This is a genomic window from Pseudomonas sp. LS_2 (assembly GCF_042709235.1).
GTDB lineage: Bacteria > Pseudomonadota > Gammaproteobacteria > Pseudomonadales > Pseudomonadaceae > Aquipseudomonas.
In genome coordinates this window covers 1-16,089 of sequence record NZ_JAVAYC010000027.1, presented here as the reverse complement: position 1 = coordinate 16,089, position 16,089 = coordinate 1, and the positions used below count along the sequence as shown (strand labels likewise).

At 64.8% G+C, this 16,089-nt stretch carries 14 protein-coding genes; all 14 read left to right on the top strand.

What is annotated here, in order from left to right; all coding sequences use genetic code 11:
- The first annotated feature begins 155 nt into the window (after positions 1-155).
- Complete coding sequence (locus RAC97_RS20100; protein ID WP_375101435.1) at positions 156-890, top strand: response regulator transcription factor; 735 nt, start codon at positions 156-158, stop codon at positions 888-890.
- Positions 887-2,224, top strand: coding sequence for a histidine kinase sensor domain-containing protein (locus RAC97_RS20095; protein ID WP_375101434.1), 1,338 nt, complete (start codon positions 887-889; stop codon positions 2,222-2,224). Before RAC97_RS20100 ends, RAC97_RS20095 begins: the two co-directional genes overlap by 4 nt.
- A 144-nt stretch (positions 2,225-2,368) precedes the next feature.
- Positions 2,369-4,570, top strand: a complete 2,202-nt coding sequence (locus RAC97_RS20090) for a FepA family TonB-dependent siderophore receptor (protein ID WP_375101433.1) — start codon at positions 2,369-2,371, stop codon at positions 4,568-4,570.
- Positions 4,571-4,632: 62 nt separating this feature from the next.
- Positions 4,633-4,920 carry a DUF3649 domain-containing protein gene (locus tag RAC97_RS20085; RefSeq protein ID WP_375101432.1) on the top strand — a complete coding sequence of 96 codons (288 nt, stop codon included), beginning with the start codon at positions 4,633-4,635 and terminating at the stop codon, positions 4,918-4,920.
- The gene (locus RAC97_RS20080) at positions 4,917-6,479 is read left to right on the top strand and encodes a PepSY-associated TM helix domain-containing protein (RefSeq protein WP_375101431.1); all 1,563 of its coding nucleotides are present in this window, start codon (positions 4,917-4,919) and stop codon (positions 6,477-6,479) included. The genes RAC97_RS20085 and RAC97_RS20080 overlap by 4 nt, the downstream gene beginning before the upstream one ends.
- A gap of 1 nt (position 6,480) precedes the next feature.
- Positions 6,481-6,813 (top strand): DUF3325 domain-containing protein, encoded by a 333-nt coding sequence (locus RAC97_RS20075; RefSeq protein WP_375101430.1) that lies wholly within the window; start codon positions 6,481-6,483, stop codon positions 6,811-6,813.
- 358 nt (positions 6,814-7,171) lie between these two features.
- On the top strand, positions 7,172-8,473 hold the full coding sequence (locus RAC97_RS20070; protein ID WP_375101429.1) for an Nramp family divalent metal transporter: 1,302 nt from the start codon (positions 7,172-7,174) through the stop codon (positions 8,471-8,473).
- Between the two features lie 204 nt (positions 8,474-8,677).
- On the top strand, positions 8,678-10,579 hold the full coding sequence (locus RAC97_RS20065; RefSeq protein WP_375101428.1) for a potassium transporter Kup: 1,902 nt from the start codon (positions 8,678-8,680) through the stop codon (positions 10,577-10,579).
- Between the two features lie 326 nt (positions 10,580-10,905).
- Positions 10,906-11,757 carry an STAS domain-containing protein gene (locus RAC97_RS20060; protein ID WP_375101427.1) on the top strand — a complete coding sequence of 284 codons (852 nt, stop codon included), beginning with the start codon at positions 10,906-10,908 and terminating at the stop codon, positions 11,755-11,757.
- Positions 11,758-11,761: 4 nt separating this feature from the next.
- Complete coding sequence (locus RAC97_RS20055) at positions 11,762-12,124, top strand: STAS domain-containing protein (RefSeq protein WP_375101426.1); 363 nt, start codon at positions 11,762-11,764, stop codon at positions 12,122-12,124.
- Positions 12,121-12,525, top strand: a complete 405-nt coding sequence (locus tag RAC97_RS20050) for an ATP-binding protein (protein WP_375101425.1) — start codon at positions 12,121-12,123, stop codon at positions 12,523-12,525. Before RAC97_RS20055 ends, RAC97_RS20050 begins: the two co-directional genes overlap by 4 nt.
- The gene (locus RAC97_RS20045; protein WP_375101476.1) at positions 12,522-13,532 is read left to right on the top strand and encodes an anti-sigma regulatory factor; all 1,011 of its coding nucleotides are present in this window, start codon (positions 12,522-12,524) and stop codon (positions 13,530-13,532) included. The genes RAC97_RS20050 and RAC97_RS20045 overlap by 4 nt, the downstream gene beginning before the upstream one ends.
- The gene (locus RAC97_RS20040) at positions 13,525-14,400 is read left to right on the top strand and encodes a sensor histidine kinase (RefSeq protein WP_375101424.1); all 876 of its coding nucleotides are present in this window, start codon (positions 13,525-13,527) and stop codon (positions 14,398-14,400) included. Before RAC97_RS20045 ends, RAC97_RS20040 begins: the two co-directional genes overlap by 8 nt.
- On the top strand, positions 14,390-16,089 hold a 1,700-nt coding region (locus RAC97_RS20035; RefSeq protein WP_375101423.1), incomplete at its 3' end, for a response regulator. The genes RAC97_RS20040 and RAC97_RS20035, both read left to right, overlap by 11 nt.

Below are 16,089 nucleotides of genomic sequence, written 5' to 3'. Positions count from 1 at the left end.
GACCGATGTCGTAGGCGCGGGGGCAGTGTAAACAGAGTTGAATATTTTTGTATACACCCACTGGAGCCCTCGAAGTGGCCAACGGATTTGTATCAGGCGCGGGGAATTTGTCAGACTACGCGTTCAATAATCATTTCCATTCGCAAGGTTTTCCCATGCAACTGGCCAGCGCCCCCCTGTCTCCCGTTCGTATCCTGGCCATCGAGGACGACCCTGTGTTGTCCCAGCATATCGAGCAGCACCTGGGCGAGCGTGGTTTCGCGGTGACCCTGCGGCACGAGGCGGGCGATGTGGCAGAGCACGTGCGCGAAGGTGGCTTCGACCTGGTGCTGCTGGACATCCTGCTGCCCGATGGCAATGGCCTGGAGCGCCTCGCCCAACTGCGCCGGGCGCAGCGCGTGCCGGTGATCCTGATGTCGGCGCTGGGCGCCGAGCAGGACCGCATCGTCGGCTTCAGCCAGGGTGCCGACGACTACCTGCCCAAGCCCTTCAGCATGGCGGAAATGGACGTGCGCATCGATGCGCTGCTGCGCCGTGTCGCCTACGAGCGCCAGGCGCGCGCAGGGCATCAGGCGCATGAGGCACTGGGCCAGGCGCTGGACCTGGCCTTCGACCCGATCCGTGGCGATGTCTGCCACGCGCAGCGCTGGGCCGGGCTCACCAGTACCGAATATCGCATCCTGGAAACCCTGTTGCAGGCCCCCGGCGAGGTGCTCAGCAAGACTTTTCTCTACCAGCAGGCGCTGCACCGCGCGTATTCGATCCATGACCGTGGCCTGGACATGCACATCAGCCACATCCGTCGCAAACTCCAGCTCATCGACTACCGTACCGCCCGGGTCGAGACCGTGCGCGGCGCCGGTTACGTGCTGCGGCGCGTACAAGCATGACGCTGCCCGACCGCCATTCGCTGTTCTGGACCCTGCTGGGCAGCATCGTACTGTTGAGCCTGTTGATCATCAGCCTGCACGTGGACGTCAGCCAGCGCCTGAATACCCTCACGTCGACCCTGGGCAGCCCGGCCCGCGCGACGTTGTCGAACTATGCGCGCGAGGCTGAGCAGGCCCTGGAGCAGGGGGGGACGCCGGGAGTGGACAGGTTCCTTGCGACCTTGCAGGCACGCGAAGGCATCTGGGCGGTGCTGGTGGACGGACAGGAGCAATCGCTGTCGTCACAGCCGCTTGCCCGCCACGAACACCGCAAGCTCGACTTCATGCGCTCGCTGGACTGGTCGGTAGGCCGGCCTGGTGGCAGGCCGACATTCTTCGTGCCCTTGGCCAACCGCGAGGGCCGACTGGTGATGGAGCTGCCAGCCCGGCTTGACCCGCGCAAATACAACTACCTGTGGCATACCCTGCTCGAGCGCGTGCTGCCGGCCTGCCTGGCGCTGGGCCTGGGCGTGCTGCTGTACCGCAAGCTGATCGCGCCGATCGCGGTGCTGCGCCGCCAGGCCATGGTGCTCAGCCGCGGCGACCTGTCCGCCCGGCTGGGGCCGCAACTGACCACGCGGGGCGACGAGCTGGGGGAGCTGGCGCGGGCATTCGACCACATGGCCGGACGCCTGGAAAACACGGTGACCTTCCAGCGCCAGCTGCTGCGCGATTTGTCCCACGAGCTGCGCACGCCGCTGAGCCGCCTGCGGGTCACCGGCGAGCGGGAGCAGGACATCGACGCACTGCGCCAGCGCCTCGAGCGTGAAGTCCAGGGCATGGAAACGTTGATCAACGACACCCTGGAGTTGGTCTGGCTCGACACCGAGCGCCCGCTGCTGCCGCTGGCACCGGTGGAGGTGGGGCGGCTGTGGGAGGTGCTGTGCGAAGACGTCTGCTTCGAGACCGGCTGGCCCGTCGAACGCCTGTGCAACCAGCTGCCACCCGGTTGCACGGTGCTCGGGCATCTCAATAGCCTGGCCCAGGCCCTGGAGAACGTGCTGCGCAATGCGGTGCGCCATTCGCCGCCGGGTGGCGTCGTCAGCCTCGGTGGACGCTGCGAGGGCAACTACTGGCTGCTGTGGGTCGAGGACCAGGGGCCGGGGGTTGCCCCTGGCGAGTTGGAACGCATCTTCCTGCCGTTCACCCGGCTCAACGCAGCACGCCCCGGCGGCAGTGGCTTCGGCCTGGGCCTGTCGATCGCCCGCAGCGTCACTGAGCTTCAGGGCGGTGCCGTGTGGGCGCAGAACGGCGCGGCGGGCTTGCGGGTGAATCTGCGGCTGAGAAATGTATAGATTGTAAAAAAGATTTACTCTCAATTGAGAATCTATAGCATCCACGCTCGTTCCGGGCAGGCCCCGGGGCGAGTTGGCCTGCCGTTGTCGTTGTGTGCCATTCGCTCCTGCCTGCGCATTCGTCCATGCACAAGGAGTACCTCGATGCCGCCTCGTTTCCCGCTCAAACCTCTCTGCCTGGCCTTGTTGGCTGTGTCGCCCGGCGCCCTGTGGGCGGCGGACGAAACTGCGTTGGAGCTGGCCGACACCCACGTGGTGGCCACGGCCGAGCAGGAGCTGAAACAGGCGTTGGGGGTTTCGGTGATCACCGCCGAAGACATCAAGAAACGCCCGCCGGTCAACGACCTCTCCGACCTCATCCGCAAGATGCCCGGCGTCAACCTCACCGGCAACGGCGCCAGCGGATCGCGCGGCAACAACCGGCAGATCGACCTGCGCGGCATGGGCCCGGAAAACACCTTGATCCTGATCGACGGCAAGCCGGTGACCTCGCGCAACTCGGTGCGCTACACCCGTGCCGGCGAGCGTGACACCCGCGGCGACAGCAACTGGGTGCCGGCCGACCAGGTCGAGCGTATCGAGGTGCTGCGCGGCCCGGCGGCGGCGCGCTATGGCTCCGGCTCCATGGGCGGGGTGGTGAACATTATCACCAAGCGCCCGACCCAAGACCTGGCCGGCAGCATCACCGCCTTTACCAACCTGCCATCCGACGATGCCGAAGGCGTGACCAAGCGCACCACCTTCAGCCTGGCAGGGCCGTTGACCGATGCGCTGAGCTTTCGCCTATACGGCAACCTGAACAAGACCGATGCCGATGATGCCGACATCAACCAGGGCCAGGTCGCCCCAGGTGCGTCCCTGGCTGCAGGCCGCGAAGGCGTGCGCAACAAGGACATCAACGGCCTGTTGAGCTGGGCGCTGGACAACCAGCAGACCCTGGACTTCGAGACCGGCTTCAGCCGCCAGGGCAACGTCTATGCTGGCGACGTCGGCACCGGCGCCACCGACTCGCTCAGCCCTGGCAGCACCATCAGCAACTGGCTGGGCCGAGAAACCAATACCCTGTACCGCCAGGACTTCTCGGTCACCCACCGCGGCGACTGGGCGTGGGGCGCTTCGCGGCTCATGGCGCAGTACGAGAAGACCCGCAACAACCGCCTGCAGGAAGGCATGACCGGCAGCGTCGATGGCGATATCAACAGCAACGACAAGACCACCAGCACCTACGACAGCTACCTGCTGCAAGGCCAGGTGGACCTGCCTCTGGAGCTGCTGCGCCCGCAGACTTTGACCCTTGGCGCCGAATGGAACCACCAGAAGCTGGACGACCCGGGCACCCTGGACCGCGCCGTCGGCACCACGCTGCCGAACTCCGCCGCCGGCGCCCGCGCTACCGACATGGACGCCACGATCATGGCGCTGTATGCCGAGGACAACATCGAGCTGACCCCGGACTGGTTTCTCACCCCCGGCGTGCGCCTGGACCACCACGACCAGTTCGGCGCCAACTGGAGCCCGAGCCTGAACACCTCCTACAAGCTGACCGAGGACATTACCGTCAAGGCCGGTATCGCACGTGCCTTCAAGGCGCCGAACCTGTACCAGTCCAACCCCAACTACCTGTATCGCAGCAACGGCAACGGCTGCGCCCCCAGCCTGGCGTCCACCGGCTGCTATGTGCTGGGCAACGACAACCTCGACCCTGAAGTCAGCGTCAACAAGGAACTGGGCGTAAGCTTCGCCCGCGACGGCTGGAGCGCCAGCCTGACCTACTTCCGCAACGACTACGACAACAAGATCACCTCGTCCAACGACCTGACTGGGCGCACCGCGGCCAACGAAGCCATCCTGCGCTGGGACAACGCCAAGGATGCCGTGGTCAAGGGCTGGGAAGGCAGCATCGGCGTGCCGCTGCTGGGCGAGCAAGGCGAACTGCTGAGCTGGAACACCAATTTCACCTACATGGACGCCAACGAGGACAGCGACGGCAACCCGCTGTCGGTGGTGCCGGAGTACACGGTCAACACCATGCTCGACTGGCAGGTGAGCGAGGCGCTTTCGCTGAGCCTCACCGGCACCTACTACGGTAAGCAGGAGCCTCGTCGCTTCAACCCCACCCGCGATTCCAGCATCACGGCGAGCAACGAACTGCGCACCCTCGACCCGTACCACGTCTGGGGCGTGGGCGGCACCTACGCAGTGAACGACAACCTGTCGTTCGGCGCAGGTGTCAGCAACCTGTTCGACAAGCGCGTGTACCGCGAGGGCGCGGGCACCAGCGCGGGTGCCGCCACCTACAACGAGCCAGGGCGCGCCTTCTACGCCTCGGTCACCACCTCGTTCTGACCCATTGGCCACTGTGAGCCCAGCCCTTGCCCGGCTGGGTTTTTCCGTACCTGGAACTGCTGATGAAAACCACACACTTCTCCTGGCCGGTGCTTTCGCGGGTGCTGGCCGCCGTGCTGGGCGGTTATGCCTTTACCTACGCCTTCACCGCTGCGCTGGCGCGCCTGTTGCCGGTGGGCAAGGGCGATGCCTTGGTCATTGCCACGCTGTTGTCGTTCGGGGTGTATACCGGCGCCATGCTCTGGGCGTTCGCCTGCCGTAGCGCCTGGCGTGCCTGGGGCGGCCTGACGCTGGCGGTACCCTTGGCGCTGGTCGGTTTCTGGCCGCAATTGCTGGAGCGAATCGGATGAAGGCCAAGACCATCACACAGAAGCTTTCGTGGTTGCACACCTGGGCCGGGCTGGTGTTCGGCTGGGTCCTGTTCGCGATCTTTCTGACCGGCACCCTGGCGGTGTTCGACAAGGAAATCGATGGCTGGATGCGCCCGGAGATCCCGGCCCATGCGCAGACCCAGATGCAAGCGCTGCACACCGCGCTGGGTTACCTGCAAGCCAACCATCCTGACGCCAGCGCCTGGAACGTCGGGCTGCCCACCGAACGTTCGCCCACCCTCAGCGTTTCGGCCGGCGAGCAGCGCCGTGGCGGCGGCCTTGCCCTGGACCCGGAAACCGGCGAACCCCTGAAGGTGCGCGAAACCGCAGGTGGCAGCTTCTTTTTCCGTTTCCACTTCACCTTGAACCTGCCGCGCAACCTGGGTATCTGGGTGGTGGGCCTGGCGGCCATGGCGATGCTGGCGACGCTGGTCAGCGGCATCGTCATCCACAAGAAGTTCTTCAAGGAATTCTTCACTTTCCGCCCGGCCAAGGGCCAGCGTTCCTGGCTGGATGCACACAACGCCACCGGTGTGCTGGTGCTGCCGTTCCACCTGATGATCACCTACACGGGCCTGGTGATCTTCTATCTGATCTACATGCCGGCGGCATCCGATGCGCTGTTCAATGGCGACCGCGACCTGCTCAACCGGGCGCTGCGCGGCGCACCGGCGCAGCTGCAGGTGGGCGGGCAGGGCGCAGGGCAGCCAGATGGCGGGCAGAGGCAGAGGCCGCGCGGCGAAGCGGCGCTGACGTCGCTGGAGCCGCTGCTGGCAGAAGCCGAGCGGCAGTTGGGGCCGGTGGCCAGCCTGTCGATCCACAGCCCCGGACGCAGCGACGCGCGGGTCGAGGTGCGCCCGGTGCTGGGCAATCGTATCGAGCTGAACAAGGGCCAGAGCATGGTTTTCGACGGCGTCACCGGCCAGGTGCTACGCGCTCCGGCGCAAAGCCGACCGAGCCTGCTGACCCAGCGGGTGATGGCGGGGATGCATTTCGCTCAGTTTGGCGGCTACCCCATGCGCTGGCTGTACTTCGTCTGCGGCCTGGCCAGCTGCGCGATGATTGCCACGGGGCTGGTGTTGTTCACCGTCAAGCGCCGTCGTCGGCATGCTGGCGAAGGGGCCTTGGGCGCGATGCTGTACCACGTGGCCGAGCGGCTGAACGTGAGCGTAGTGGCGGGTTTGGCGGTGGCCTGTATCGGCCTGCTCTGGGCCAACCGCCTTTTGCCGCTGGAACTGGGCCAGCGTGGTGGCTGGGAAGTGCGGGTGTTCTTCCTGGTGTGGCTGGCGAGCCTGGGGCATGCCATCGTCCGCCCTCGGTTGCGTGCCTGGCAGGAGCAGTTGGGCATGGCGGCGTTGTTGTGCCTGTGCCTGCCACTGCTGAACCTGGTCACCGTCAACCTTGGCGACTACCTGGCCTTGGAAATCACCACGCTAACGATCGGTGCCTTGCTGGGTTGGTGCTGCTGGCGTATGGGACAGCCGGCCCGGGAACCGGTCAGGCGTCATGCGGGCAGTGCCGCTCAGGAGGGCGTTTGAGATGGGCATAAGCCTATTGGCCGGTTTGTTGCTCGCCTATAACGGCATGGTCGCCTTGTGCCTGGGATTGGAGCGGCACTACAGGCAGGTCTGGCAGCGGGTTCCTGGGGCAGGGTGGCGACAGGTTCTGCGCGGGCTGGGCTGGCTGGCGCTGTTGGCAAGCCTGGGCGCCAGCGTTGCAGCCTGGGGCTGGGCGATGGGTCCGATCGCTTGGCTGGGGTTGGTGTCGATGGCGGGGTTGGCGTTGGTGCTACTGTTGCCCTATTGGCCGCGCGCAGCAGTGGCTGTGGCGGCGGGGGCATGGTTGGTGCTGGGCGTGGCGCTGCTTGTTTAGATCCCTGGGGGGGCGGGTCTTACCGCGAAAACTCGCGCGGTGCAGGGCACCGGCTTTTCGGTGTTCGCGGGTAACCCGCTCCCGCAGGGCGTCAGTCATTGATCGGCCATCTCGCTGAGATCGGGTTGTCTGATGTCTTTGTGGGCGTGTGTGCCATTCAGTAGCAGCGCGGGGAGGGCAGAAGGCCATTAAGCCCCAGGTTTCATGCTGTTTTGGCCTGTATTTAGCACTTTAACAGTGCAAGAGAAGCCATTTGAAACACTTCTACACATTTGTCGCCAAAGATCGTTGTACGACATCGCATGAATGTGTTTGACTGCGCGCACTCACACAAAAACAACAAATGGAGACTCCTTCCATGTCGAGCGTCCCGCCCGTGGCGCAGGCTGCTGCTGCGCCTGCGCAAAACCGGCTTTCTCGTGCTTTCAAACTCCTGGGCCCAGGTATCATCGCCGTGCTGTCGTGGCTTGGCGCAGGTGACCTGATCACTTCATCGGTTGCCGGCGCCAACTATGGCTACGCGATGATGTGGGTCCTGGCGGTATCCCTCCTGCTTCGCTACCTGATCGTCAACATCATTGCGCGCTTCCAGCTGTGCAATAACAAGGGTATGTCCATCCTCGAAGGCTATGCCCAGCTGCACCCAGTGTTCGCCTGGTTCATGCTCGGCTACGCCTTGCTCATGGGCCATCTGATGAATGCCTACATGATCAAGGGGGCGGGCGAATCGCTGGCGATGCTGCTGAAGGTCGACTACCCGCTGCTGTGCTCGATCTTCGTGGTGCTTGCGGTCTGGCTGCTGGTAGGCCGCAGCATCTACTCGCTGATCGAAGGCGTGATGAAGGCGCTGCTGGCGATCATGACCCTGGCTTTCCTGGCTCTGGCAGTGATGTCCGGCCCGGATGTCGGCGGCATCGTCCAAGGCACCATCGGCTTTAGCATTCCGCCTAACGAAGGCGTGCACGGCGCGCTGCTGGTGGCGGTGTCGGTGATCGGTGCGGTGGCCGGTTCGGTTGCCAACTTCGTGCACCCCTACGTGATGCGCCAGAAAGGCTGGGTCGGCCCGCAGCACAAGCGTATCCAGCGTAACGACCTGCTGTTCGCGGTCTTCGTCGGTATCGTCATCAACCTGGCGATCTGGATCGTCGGCGCCGAGATCCTGCGGCCCAACGGCATTGAAGTGAACACCCTGGCCGACCTCGGCAAGGCGCTGGAAATGTACTTCGGTTCGATCGGCTGGTACGTGTTCTTCATCGGTGTGTTCGCCACCCTGTTCGCCAGCATCTCCGGCAAGACCACGGCCTTCCCGATGCTCATCACCGATGCCCTGCAGCATGTGCGCCCCGAGCGTCGCGAGCGCTACGGCAAGGAGTTCCACAAGGACCCTGCGCACCGCTGGTTCCTGCTTTTCATCCTGGTCACGCCGCTGATCTGGTCGTTTCCGGGCATGCCGGACTTCGTCACCCTGACCATCGGTGTCAGCGCCTTGAACATCGTCGGCCTGCCGATCATCTCCCTGGGCCTGCTGATCATGTCCAACCAGAAGTCGCTGCTGCCCAAGGAATACCGCAACAACTGGTTCGAGAACATCGCCTTGTTCTTCGCCACCGGCCTTGCGCTGTGGGTGGCCTTCACCCTGGCGCTGGAACTGTTCGCCTGATCGTCTGATCAACACGTACAACGGCCTGCCCCGGTCACCGGAGCAGGCCGTTGTCGTTTTTGGCGCGTTGCGTCGGGATGGGTGATTTTTTACGCTTTCTTTACGCCCGGCATCAGCGCGTGAACCGATACTGGCGCGGCTTTTTCGCGCCCCGCGCGTCCCTACCTATACTCACCACTTACGCCTGCCGACGAGACGCGATACGTGAGCCAGACCGCAACGCTTGCAACCCAGGACCACTCCGATAAACGCTCGGGCTTCGGCCTGCTGATCGCCGCCGTGGGGGTGGTCTACGGCGACATCGGTACCAGCCCGCTGTATACCCTCAAGGAAGTCTTCAACGGTCATTTCGGCGTGCAGGCCAACGTCGAGGGGGTGCTGGGCATTCTCTCGCTGGTGTTCTGGTCGCTGGTCTGGGTGGTGTCGGTCAAGTACGTGCTGTTCATCCTGCGCGCCAGCAACCAGGGCGAAGGCGGGATCATGGCCCTGACCGCCCTGGCCAGGCGCGCTGCACGGCCTTATCCGCGGCTGAGCAAGGTGCTGGTGTTGCTGGGGCTGTTCGGCGCGGCGCTGTTCTACGGCGACAGCATGATCACTCCGGCCATTTCCGTGCTGTCGGCGGTCGAGGGCCTGCAGCTGGGTATCGATGGCATCGACCACTGGGTGGTGCCGCTGTCGGTGGTGGTGCTGGTGGGGCTTTTCGTCATTCAGAAGCACGGCACGGCACGCATCGGCATCCTGTTCGGGCCGGTGATGGTGCTGTGGTTCGTGGTACTGGGGGCGCTGGGGGTGCACGGTATCGTGCAGCGGCCAGAAGTATTGCAGGCCCTGAACCCGGCCTGGGCAGTGAATTTCTTCGTCGCCCACCCAGGCATCGGGGTGGCGATTCTCGGCGCCGTGGTGCTGGCGCTGACCGGCGCCGAGGCGCTGTATGCCGACATGGGGCATTTCGGTCGCAAGCCGATCTCCCGGGCCTGGTTCATGCTGGTGCTACCGGGGCTTGTGCTGAACTACTTCGGCCAGGGCGCGCTGATCCTGAACAACCCGGCGGCGGTGCGCAACCCGTTCTATCTGCTGGCCCCCGAGTGGGCCTTGCTGCCGATGGTCGGCCTGGCCACCCTGGCGACCATCATCGCCTCGCAGGCGGTGATTTCCGGCGCCTTCTCGCTCACCCGCCAGGCCATCCAGCTCGGCTACGTGCCGCGCATGTTCATCCAGCACACCTCCAGCGAGGAGCAGGGGCAGATCTACATCGGCACGGTCAACTGGGCGTTGATGGTCGGCGTGGTGCTGCTGGTGGTGGGCTTCGAGTCGTCCAGCGCGCTGGCGGCGGCCTATGGGGTGGCGGTGACCGGCACCATGTTGATCACTACCTTGCTGGCCTCGGCGGTGGTGCTGTTGCTATGGAAAACTCCGCGCTGGCTGGCGATCCCGCTGCTGCTGGGCTTCTTGCTGGTGGACAGCCTTTACTTCGCGGCCAATGCCCCGAAGATCCTGCAAGGCGGTGCGTTCCCGGTGATCGCCGGCCTTGCCCTGTTCGTGCTGATGACTACCTGGAAACGTGGTCGCGCCATCCTGTTCGAGCGCCTGGATGAAACCGCCTTGCCGCTGCCGTTGTTCATCGCCAGCGTGCAGTCGCAGCCGCCCCATCGGGTGCAGGGCACTGCAGTGTTTCTCACCGCGCGCAGCGATGCCGTACCCCATGCCTTGCTGCACAACCTGCTGCACAACCAGGTGCTGCACGAGCAGGTGGTGCTGTTGACGGTGGTCTCGGAGGATTCGCCGCGGGTCAGTGCCGCCGAGCGTTTCGAGGTCGAGGCGTTCGGCGCCGGGTTCTTCAGGGTCAGCCTGCATTTCGGCTTCATGGAAGAGCCCGACGTACCGCTTGCGCTGAGCCAGAGCAGTACCGCCGAGGTGGATTTCAGCCCCATGCGCACCACCTACTTCCTCAGCCGCGAAACCGTGGTGCCGACCAAGCGCATCGGCATGGCCAAGTGGCGCGAGTACCTGTTCGCCTTTCTGCTCAAGAACGCCAACAGCAACCTGCGCTACTTCAAGCTGCCACTTAACCGGGTGATCGAACTGGGGACCCAGGTCGAGATGTGACGCACGCCCGCGCAGGCCTTGCGCGGGCGTTTACACGCCCAGTTTCAGATATTCGCTCCCGGGTGCTGACCTGCCAGTACTGGGTGCGCTTCACCGCTACAAGTCCCCGCACGAAGCGGCTGCGCCCGCCTATCTGACTCATCTGTTCGCCCGAGCGCTTGGCCTTTAGCAGCAGGCGCCGCCAACTTGGTTTAGAGTGAGCGAAGCGCCGATGGCGCTTTGCAATTATTTCTTGCCGACACCTCAACTATTTTCAGCGGCAAATGTCATTTCCCAAGCCAGCGGGATCTTTGGGAGCTGGCCAGCATTTTTTCTGGAGCGAATTCATGGCAGCAGTGCAGAACGGTACGTTGGATGCGATCGTCGATAACCAGTCGCAACTGGTCGAGAATTGGCTCCTTGAGCTTGAAAGAAATGGCGCGACCCGTGCGCTGCGTGAGCAAGACCTGCGCCAGCAGACGGGCGAATTCCTGCAGTTGCTGGTCGACGCCCTGCGCAAGCAGAGCGGGACGCAGATCGACACCGACGAATGGGGCGACGCCCGGCGCTTCCTGGAAAGAATCTCCGCGTCCCGTGCCCAGGCCGGTCTCGAGGCACACCAGACGGCCTATTTCATCTTTGCCCTCAAGGGCCCGCTGTTCGTCCTCTTGCAAAGCCACTACCGCGAGCAGCCGGAGCGGCTGGCCGAGCAACTGTGGGAGATCTCGCAGCTGCTCGACGCGCTCGGCATGCACACCATCCGTACCTACCAGCGCAGCCGCGAAGCGGTGATCAAGCGCCAGCAGGAAGAGCTGCTGGAGCTGTCCACGCCGGTGGTCAAGCTGTGGGAAGGCGTGCTGGCGCTGCCGCTGATCGGCACCCTCGACTCCCAGCGCAGCCAGACTGTCATGGAGTCGTTGCTGCAGCGTATCGTCGACACGGGCTCGCAGATCGCGATCATCGACATCACCGGCGTGCCGACCGTGGATACCCTGGTGGCCCAGCACCTGCTCAAGACCGTCACCGCCATTCGCCTGATGGGCGCCGACTGCATCGTCAGCGGTGTACGGCCGCAGATCGCCCAGACCATCGTGCACCTGGGCCTGGACCTGGGCACCTTGACCACCAAGTCCAACCTGGCAGACGCTCTGAAGCTGGCGCTGACACGCCTGGGCAGCGACGCGTCCGCGCGGGGGTAAGCCGATGGAGCGCATTCCCATCCTGCAAATGGGCGATTTCCTCCTGGTGACCATCCAGGTGGACATGCACGACCAACTGGCCCTGCGCCTGCAAGATGACCTCACCGAGCGCATCGACCAGACCTTGGCCCGCGGTGTGCTTATCGACATTTCGGCGCTGGACATGGTCGATTCCTTCATTGGCCGGATGATCGCCACTATCTCGGGCCTGTCGCGCATCATGGATGCCGAGACCGTGCTGGTCGGCATGCAGCCGGCCGTCGCCATCACCTTGGTGGAGTTGGGCCTGACACTGCCGGGGGTCAGTACCGCGCTGAACGTCGATCGCGGCATGCAGCTGCTGCGCCAGCGGGTAGGCCATCGATGAACATACGTGAAAGTGGCAGCCAGCCGGTGCGTCTCGAGCAGGATGTGGTGCTGGCGCGCCAGTTGGCGCGCAGGGTCGCCGGCGAATGCGGTATGCGCCTGGTAGACCTGACCAAGCTGGTCACCGCGGTCAGTGAGCTGGCGCGCAATACCGTGGTGTACGGTGGCGGCGGCGACATGGACTGGGCGGTGCTCGAAGACGCTGGGCGGCTTGGCCTGCGCCTGGTGTTTCGCGACGAGGGCCCAGGCATCGCCGACGTCAAGCTGGCCCTCACCGACGGCTGGACCTCAGGCGGCGGCCTGGGCTTGGGCCTGACGGGTGCCCGACGCCTGGTGGACGAATTCGAGCTGGACACTGCTCCCGGGCTAGGTACCCGGGTAACGATCACCCGATGGACATGAACCTCAGCGCCAGCCTTACTCAGGTGCTGCGCCTGGACGAGCAAAGCCAGGTCGGTCACGCCAGGCGGGTGGCGCAACGGCTTGCCGAGGCGCACGGTTTCGATAACGCCGATGCCGGCCGCGTGGCGTTGGTGGCCACCGAGCTTGCCAGCAATGTGCTCAAGCATGCCGAGCGCGGTGAGTTGCACCTGCGGGTGCTGGCCCACGGCTCTGAGCCCGGCATCGAACTGCTGGCGATAGACCGAGGGCCTGGCTTCGACGTGCACAGGTGCCTGATCGATGGCTACTCCACCGGCGGTACCCAGGGCATTGGCCTGGGTTCGGTGAGGCGCCTGGCCCAGGTCTTCGACCTACATGCCGACGCACGCGGCGCGGTGCTGCTGGCACGCCTCTACCCGCAGCAACGCCAACCCCGCGACGTGCGCATCGGCGTGAGCCAGCATTCACTGCACGACGACCCGGCCTGTGGCGATACCTGGCATGTGGCCCTCGGCCCGCAGCGCCTGAGCGCACTGGTGATCGACGGGCTGGGCCATGGCGAGGACGCCGAGTGTGCTGCCCTGGCCGGCGCGCAAGCGTTCGCCCAGGCACCGTTCGATAACCCCGAAAGCCTGTTGGGCGAGCTGCACCACGCCATGGGCTCTACCCGTGGCGGGGCCGTGGCCATCGCCCAGTACGCTGCTGCGCAAGACCGGCTGGCGTTCATCGGCATCGGTAACATCGGCGCCACCCTGGTGAGCTCCGACCGCTCGCGCGGCCTGGCGTCGCACCCCGGCATCGTCGGAGGGCAATACCGCAAGGGGCAGGTGTTCGACTACGCTGACGTGACCGGTAACCTGTTGATCATGTTCAGCGATGGCTTGCAGTCACGTTGGAGCCTGCAAACCTACCCAGGCCTTGTGCACCGTCACCCGGCCATAATTGCCGCTGTGTTGCACCGTGACTTCTGTCGAGGCCGTGATGACGTGACCGTGCTGGTCATCGACCTGGAGAGCGCCCATGGCTGAGCAAACACCCGACACCTCCCCCGAGCAGGCGAGCTGCGTGGCACGCCTGCAGGCCGAGAACCAGGCCCTGCGCGCGGAACTGGAAGAAACCAACCAGGGCGTGCTGGCGCTGTATGCCGAACTGGACATGCAAGCCGAACAACTGCGCCAGGCCTCGGACCTCAAGAGCCGCTTCCTGTCCTACATGAGTCACGAGTTCCGCACCCCCTTGGGCTCGATCCTGAGCATCACCAGCTTGCTCGCCGACGAAGTGGACGGCCCGCTGAGCAAGGAACAGCAGCTGCAGGTAGCGTTCATCAGCGGTGCCACCCGCGAACTGAGCGACATGGTCGACGACCTGCTGGACCTGGCCAAGATCGAGGCCGGGCGCATCACCATCTCGCCGGCGTGGTTCGACATGCTCGACCTGTTCGCGGCCTTGCGTGGCATGTTCCGCCCGATCGTCGACACCGGCGCCGTCGACCTGATCTTCGAAGAGCCGCAGGGGCTGCCGCGCTTGTTCACCGATGACAAGAAGCTGGCGCAGATCCTGCGCAATTTCATCTCCAATGCCTTGAAGTTCACCACCCGTGGCGAGGTGCGCGTGTCGGCGAGCCTGCACGGCCACGACCAGATTCGCTTCGCGGTGTCCGACACGGGCATCGGTATCGCCCCCGAACTGCTCGGTGGTCTGTTCGAAGACTTCACCCAGCTCGACTCACCGTTGCAGAAGCGCCTGCGCGGCACCGGGCTGGGCCTTTCGCTGTGCAAGCGCTTCGCCGCGTTGCTTGGCGGCGAGGTGGGGGTGCAGAGCGCGCCCGGTGCCGGCTCCACGTTCTTCGTGGTCATTCCGCTGGCCTTGGCCCAGGAGGATGGTGATGAGCGCTGAGATGCGGCTGTTGATCGTCGACGACAACGTAGCGACCCGCTATGCGCTGCGCCGACGCCTGGTGTTGCATGGCTACCAGGTGCTGGAAGCCGGTACCGGCAGCGAGGGCCTGGTTCTGATTCGCAGCGAGCCGATCGATGCGCTGATCCTCGACGTCAACCTTCCTGACATGAGCGGCTTCGATATCGTGCGCATGCTGCGTAGCGACCCCGATACCGCGTTGCTGCCGGTGATCCACGTGTCCGCGGCATCGATCCAGACTGGCGACATCATCACCGGGCTCGATGCCGGCGCCGATGCCTACCTGATCCATCCCGTCGACCCGGATGTGTTGCTGGCGACACTGCGCACCCTGTTGCGGGTGCGTGACTCCGAGCGCGCACTGCGTGAGAGCGAGGCGAGCTTCCGCGAGATCTTCACCAGCGTGTCGGCGCCTATCGCCTTGCTCGATGCCCAGCTCAAGGTGCACGAATGCAACCAGGCGTTCGCCCGCCTGGTCTCGGACAACCGCGACCTCGAGAGGCTGAGCGAGTGCTTTGCCCCAGGGCAGCCAGCGGCGCTCGCGGCCCTTCGCGATCACCTGGCCGAGGGCCAGCGCTGGCGGGGCAACGTGAAAATGCTGGTGGGCGGTCAGCCCCGGGATACCGACTGGCAGCTCTCGCCGTACCGTACACCTGGGCTTTGCCTGGTATTCGTCGAGGATGTCACCGAGCATCGTCATCGCGAGCGTTCGCACCTGGCGCGCCTGGACGACGCCAATACCCAGCTGGCGCGAGAAATAGAGCAGCGGGCACAGACTGAAGCCCAACTGTTGCAATTGCAGAAGATGGACGCCTTGGGCAGCCTCACCGGCGGCATCGCCCACGACTTCAACAATCTGCTGACCGGCATCATCACCAGCCTGGAGCTCATCCATAAACGGGTGGAGCAGGGCAATGTGCAAAAGGTGCCCAGTTACGTGGAAGCCGCGCTGAACTCGGCCAAGAGCGCGGCGTCGCTGACCCACCGGCTGCTCGCCTTCGCTCGCCAGCAACCCTTGGACACGCGCCCGGTGGACATCAACGAGCGAATCGCTTCGTTGCAGGAACTGCTGACCCGCACCATCGGCGAGCGTATCGGATTGAAGCTGGCGTTGTGCAGTGAGCCGGCGATCGCCCTGGTCGACCCGGTACAGTTGGAAAGCGCCATGCTCAACCTGGTGATCAACGCCCGCGATGCGTTGGACAAGCCTGGGAACATCTGGGTCAGTACCGCTGCCAGACACGCCCAGGGGGACCCCAACCTGCGTGATGGTGCCTATCTGGCCGTGACCGTACGCGACGATGGCAGGGGCATCGCGCCGCACTTGCTCGACAAGGTGTTCGACCCTTTCTTCACCACCAAGCCCGTGGGGCAGGGGACTGGTCTGGGCCTTTCGACCATCTACGGTTTCGCCCGCCAGTCGGGCGGGCACGTGACGATAGAGAGCGTGCAGGGCCAGGGCACCGAGGTCGTCCTGCTGCTGCCGGCCAGCGACTACCCGGTGACGCTGGAAACGCACAAGCTTTGCAGCGCCCAGCAGGGCAGCGGCGAGCATGTGCTGGTGGTGGAGGATATGGCTGCGGTACGCCTGTCGGTGGCCGAGGTGCTGGCCGATGCAGGCTTTCGATGTACCCACGTCGAGACCATCGAGCACGCCTTGGACCACCT

Excerpts from the sequence above, each read along its gene's own strand:
- RAC97_RS20050 (WP_375101425.1), top strand. The coding sequence starts at position 12,121 with ATGAACATACGTGAAAGTGGCAGCCAGCCGGTGCGTCTCGAGCAGGAT.
- RAC97_RS20045 (WP_375101476.1), top strand. The coding sequence starts at position 12,522 with ATGAACCTCAGCGCCAGCCTTACTCAGGTGCTGCGCCTGGACGAGCAA.
- RAC97_RS20085 (WP_375101432.1), top strand. The coding sequence starts at position 4,633 with ATGAAAACCACACACTTCTCCTGGCCGGTGCTTTCGCGGGTGCTGGCC.
- RAC97_RS20040 (WP_375101424.1), top strand. The coding sequence starts at position 13,525 with ATGGCTGAGCAAACACCCGACACCTCCCCCGAGCAGGCGAGCTGCGTG.
- RAC97_RS20100 (WP_375101435.1), top strand. The coding sequence starts at position 156 with ATGCAACTGGCCAGCGCCCCCCTGTCTCCCGTTCGTATCCTGGCCATC.
- RAC97_RS20055 (WP_375101426.1), top strand. The coding sequence starts at position 11,762 with ATGGAGCGCATTCCCATCCTGCAAATGGGCGATTTCCTCCTGGTGACC.
- RAC97_RS20075 (WP_375101430.1), top strand. The coding sequence starts at position 6,481 with ATGGGCATAAGCCTATTGGCCGGTTTGTTGCTCGCCTATAACGGCATG.
- RAC97_RS20080 (WP_375101431.1), top strand. The coding sequence starts at position 4,917 with ATGAAGGCCAAGACCATCACACAGAAGCTTTCGTGGTTGCACACCTGG.
- RAC97_RS20060 (WP_375101427.1), top strand. The coding sequence starts at position 10,906 with ATGGCAGCAGTGCAGAACGGTACGTTGGATGCGATCGTCGATAACCAG.
- RAC97_RS20090 (WP_375101433.1), top strand. The coding sequence starts at position 2,369 with ATGCCGCCTCGTTTCCCGCTCAAACCTCTCTGCCTGGCCTTGTTGGCT.
- RAC97_RS20095 (WP_375101434.1), top strand. The coding sequence starts at position 887 with ATGACGCTGCCCGACCGCCATTCGCTGTTCTGGACCCTGCTGGGCAGC.
- RAC97_RS20070 (WP_375101429.1), top strand. The coding sequence starts at position 7,172 with ATGTCGAGCGTCCCGCCCGTGGCGCAGGCTGCTGCTGCGCCTGCGCAA.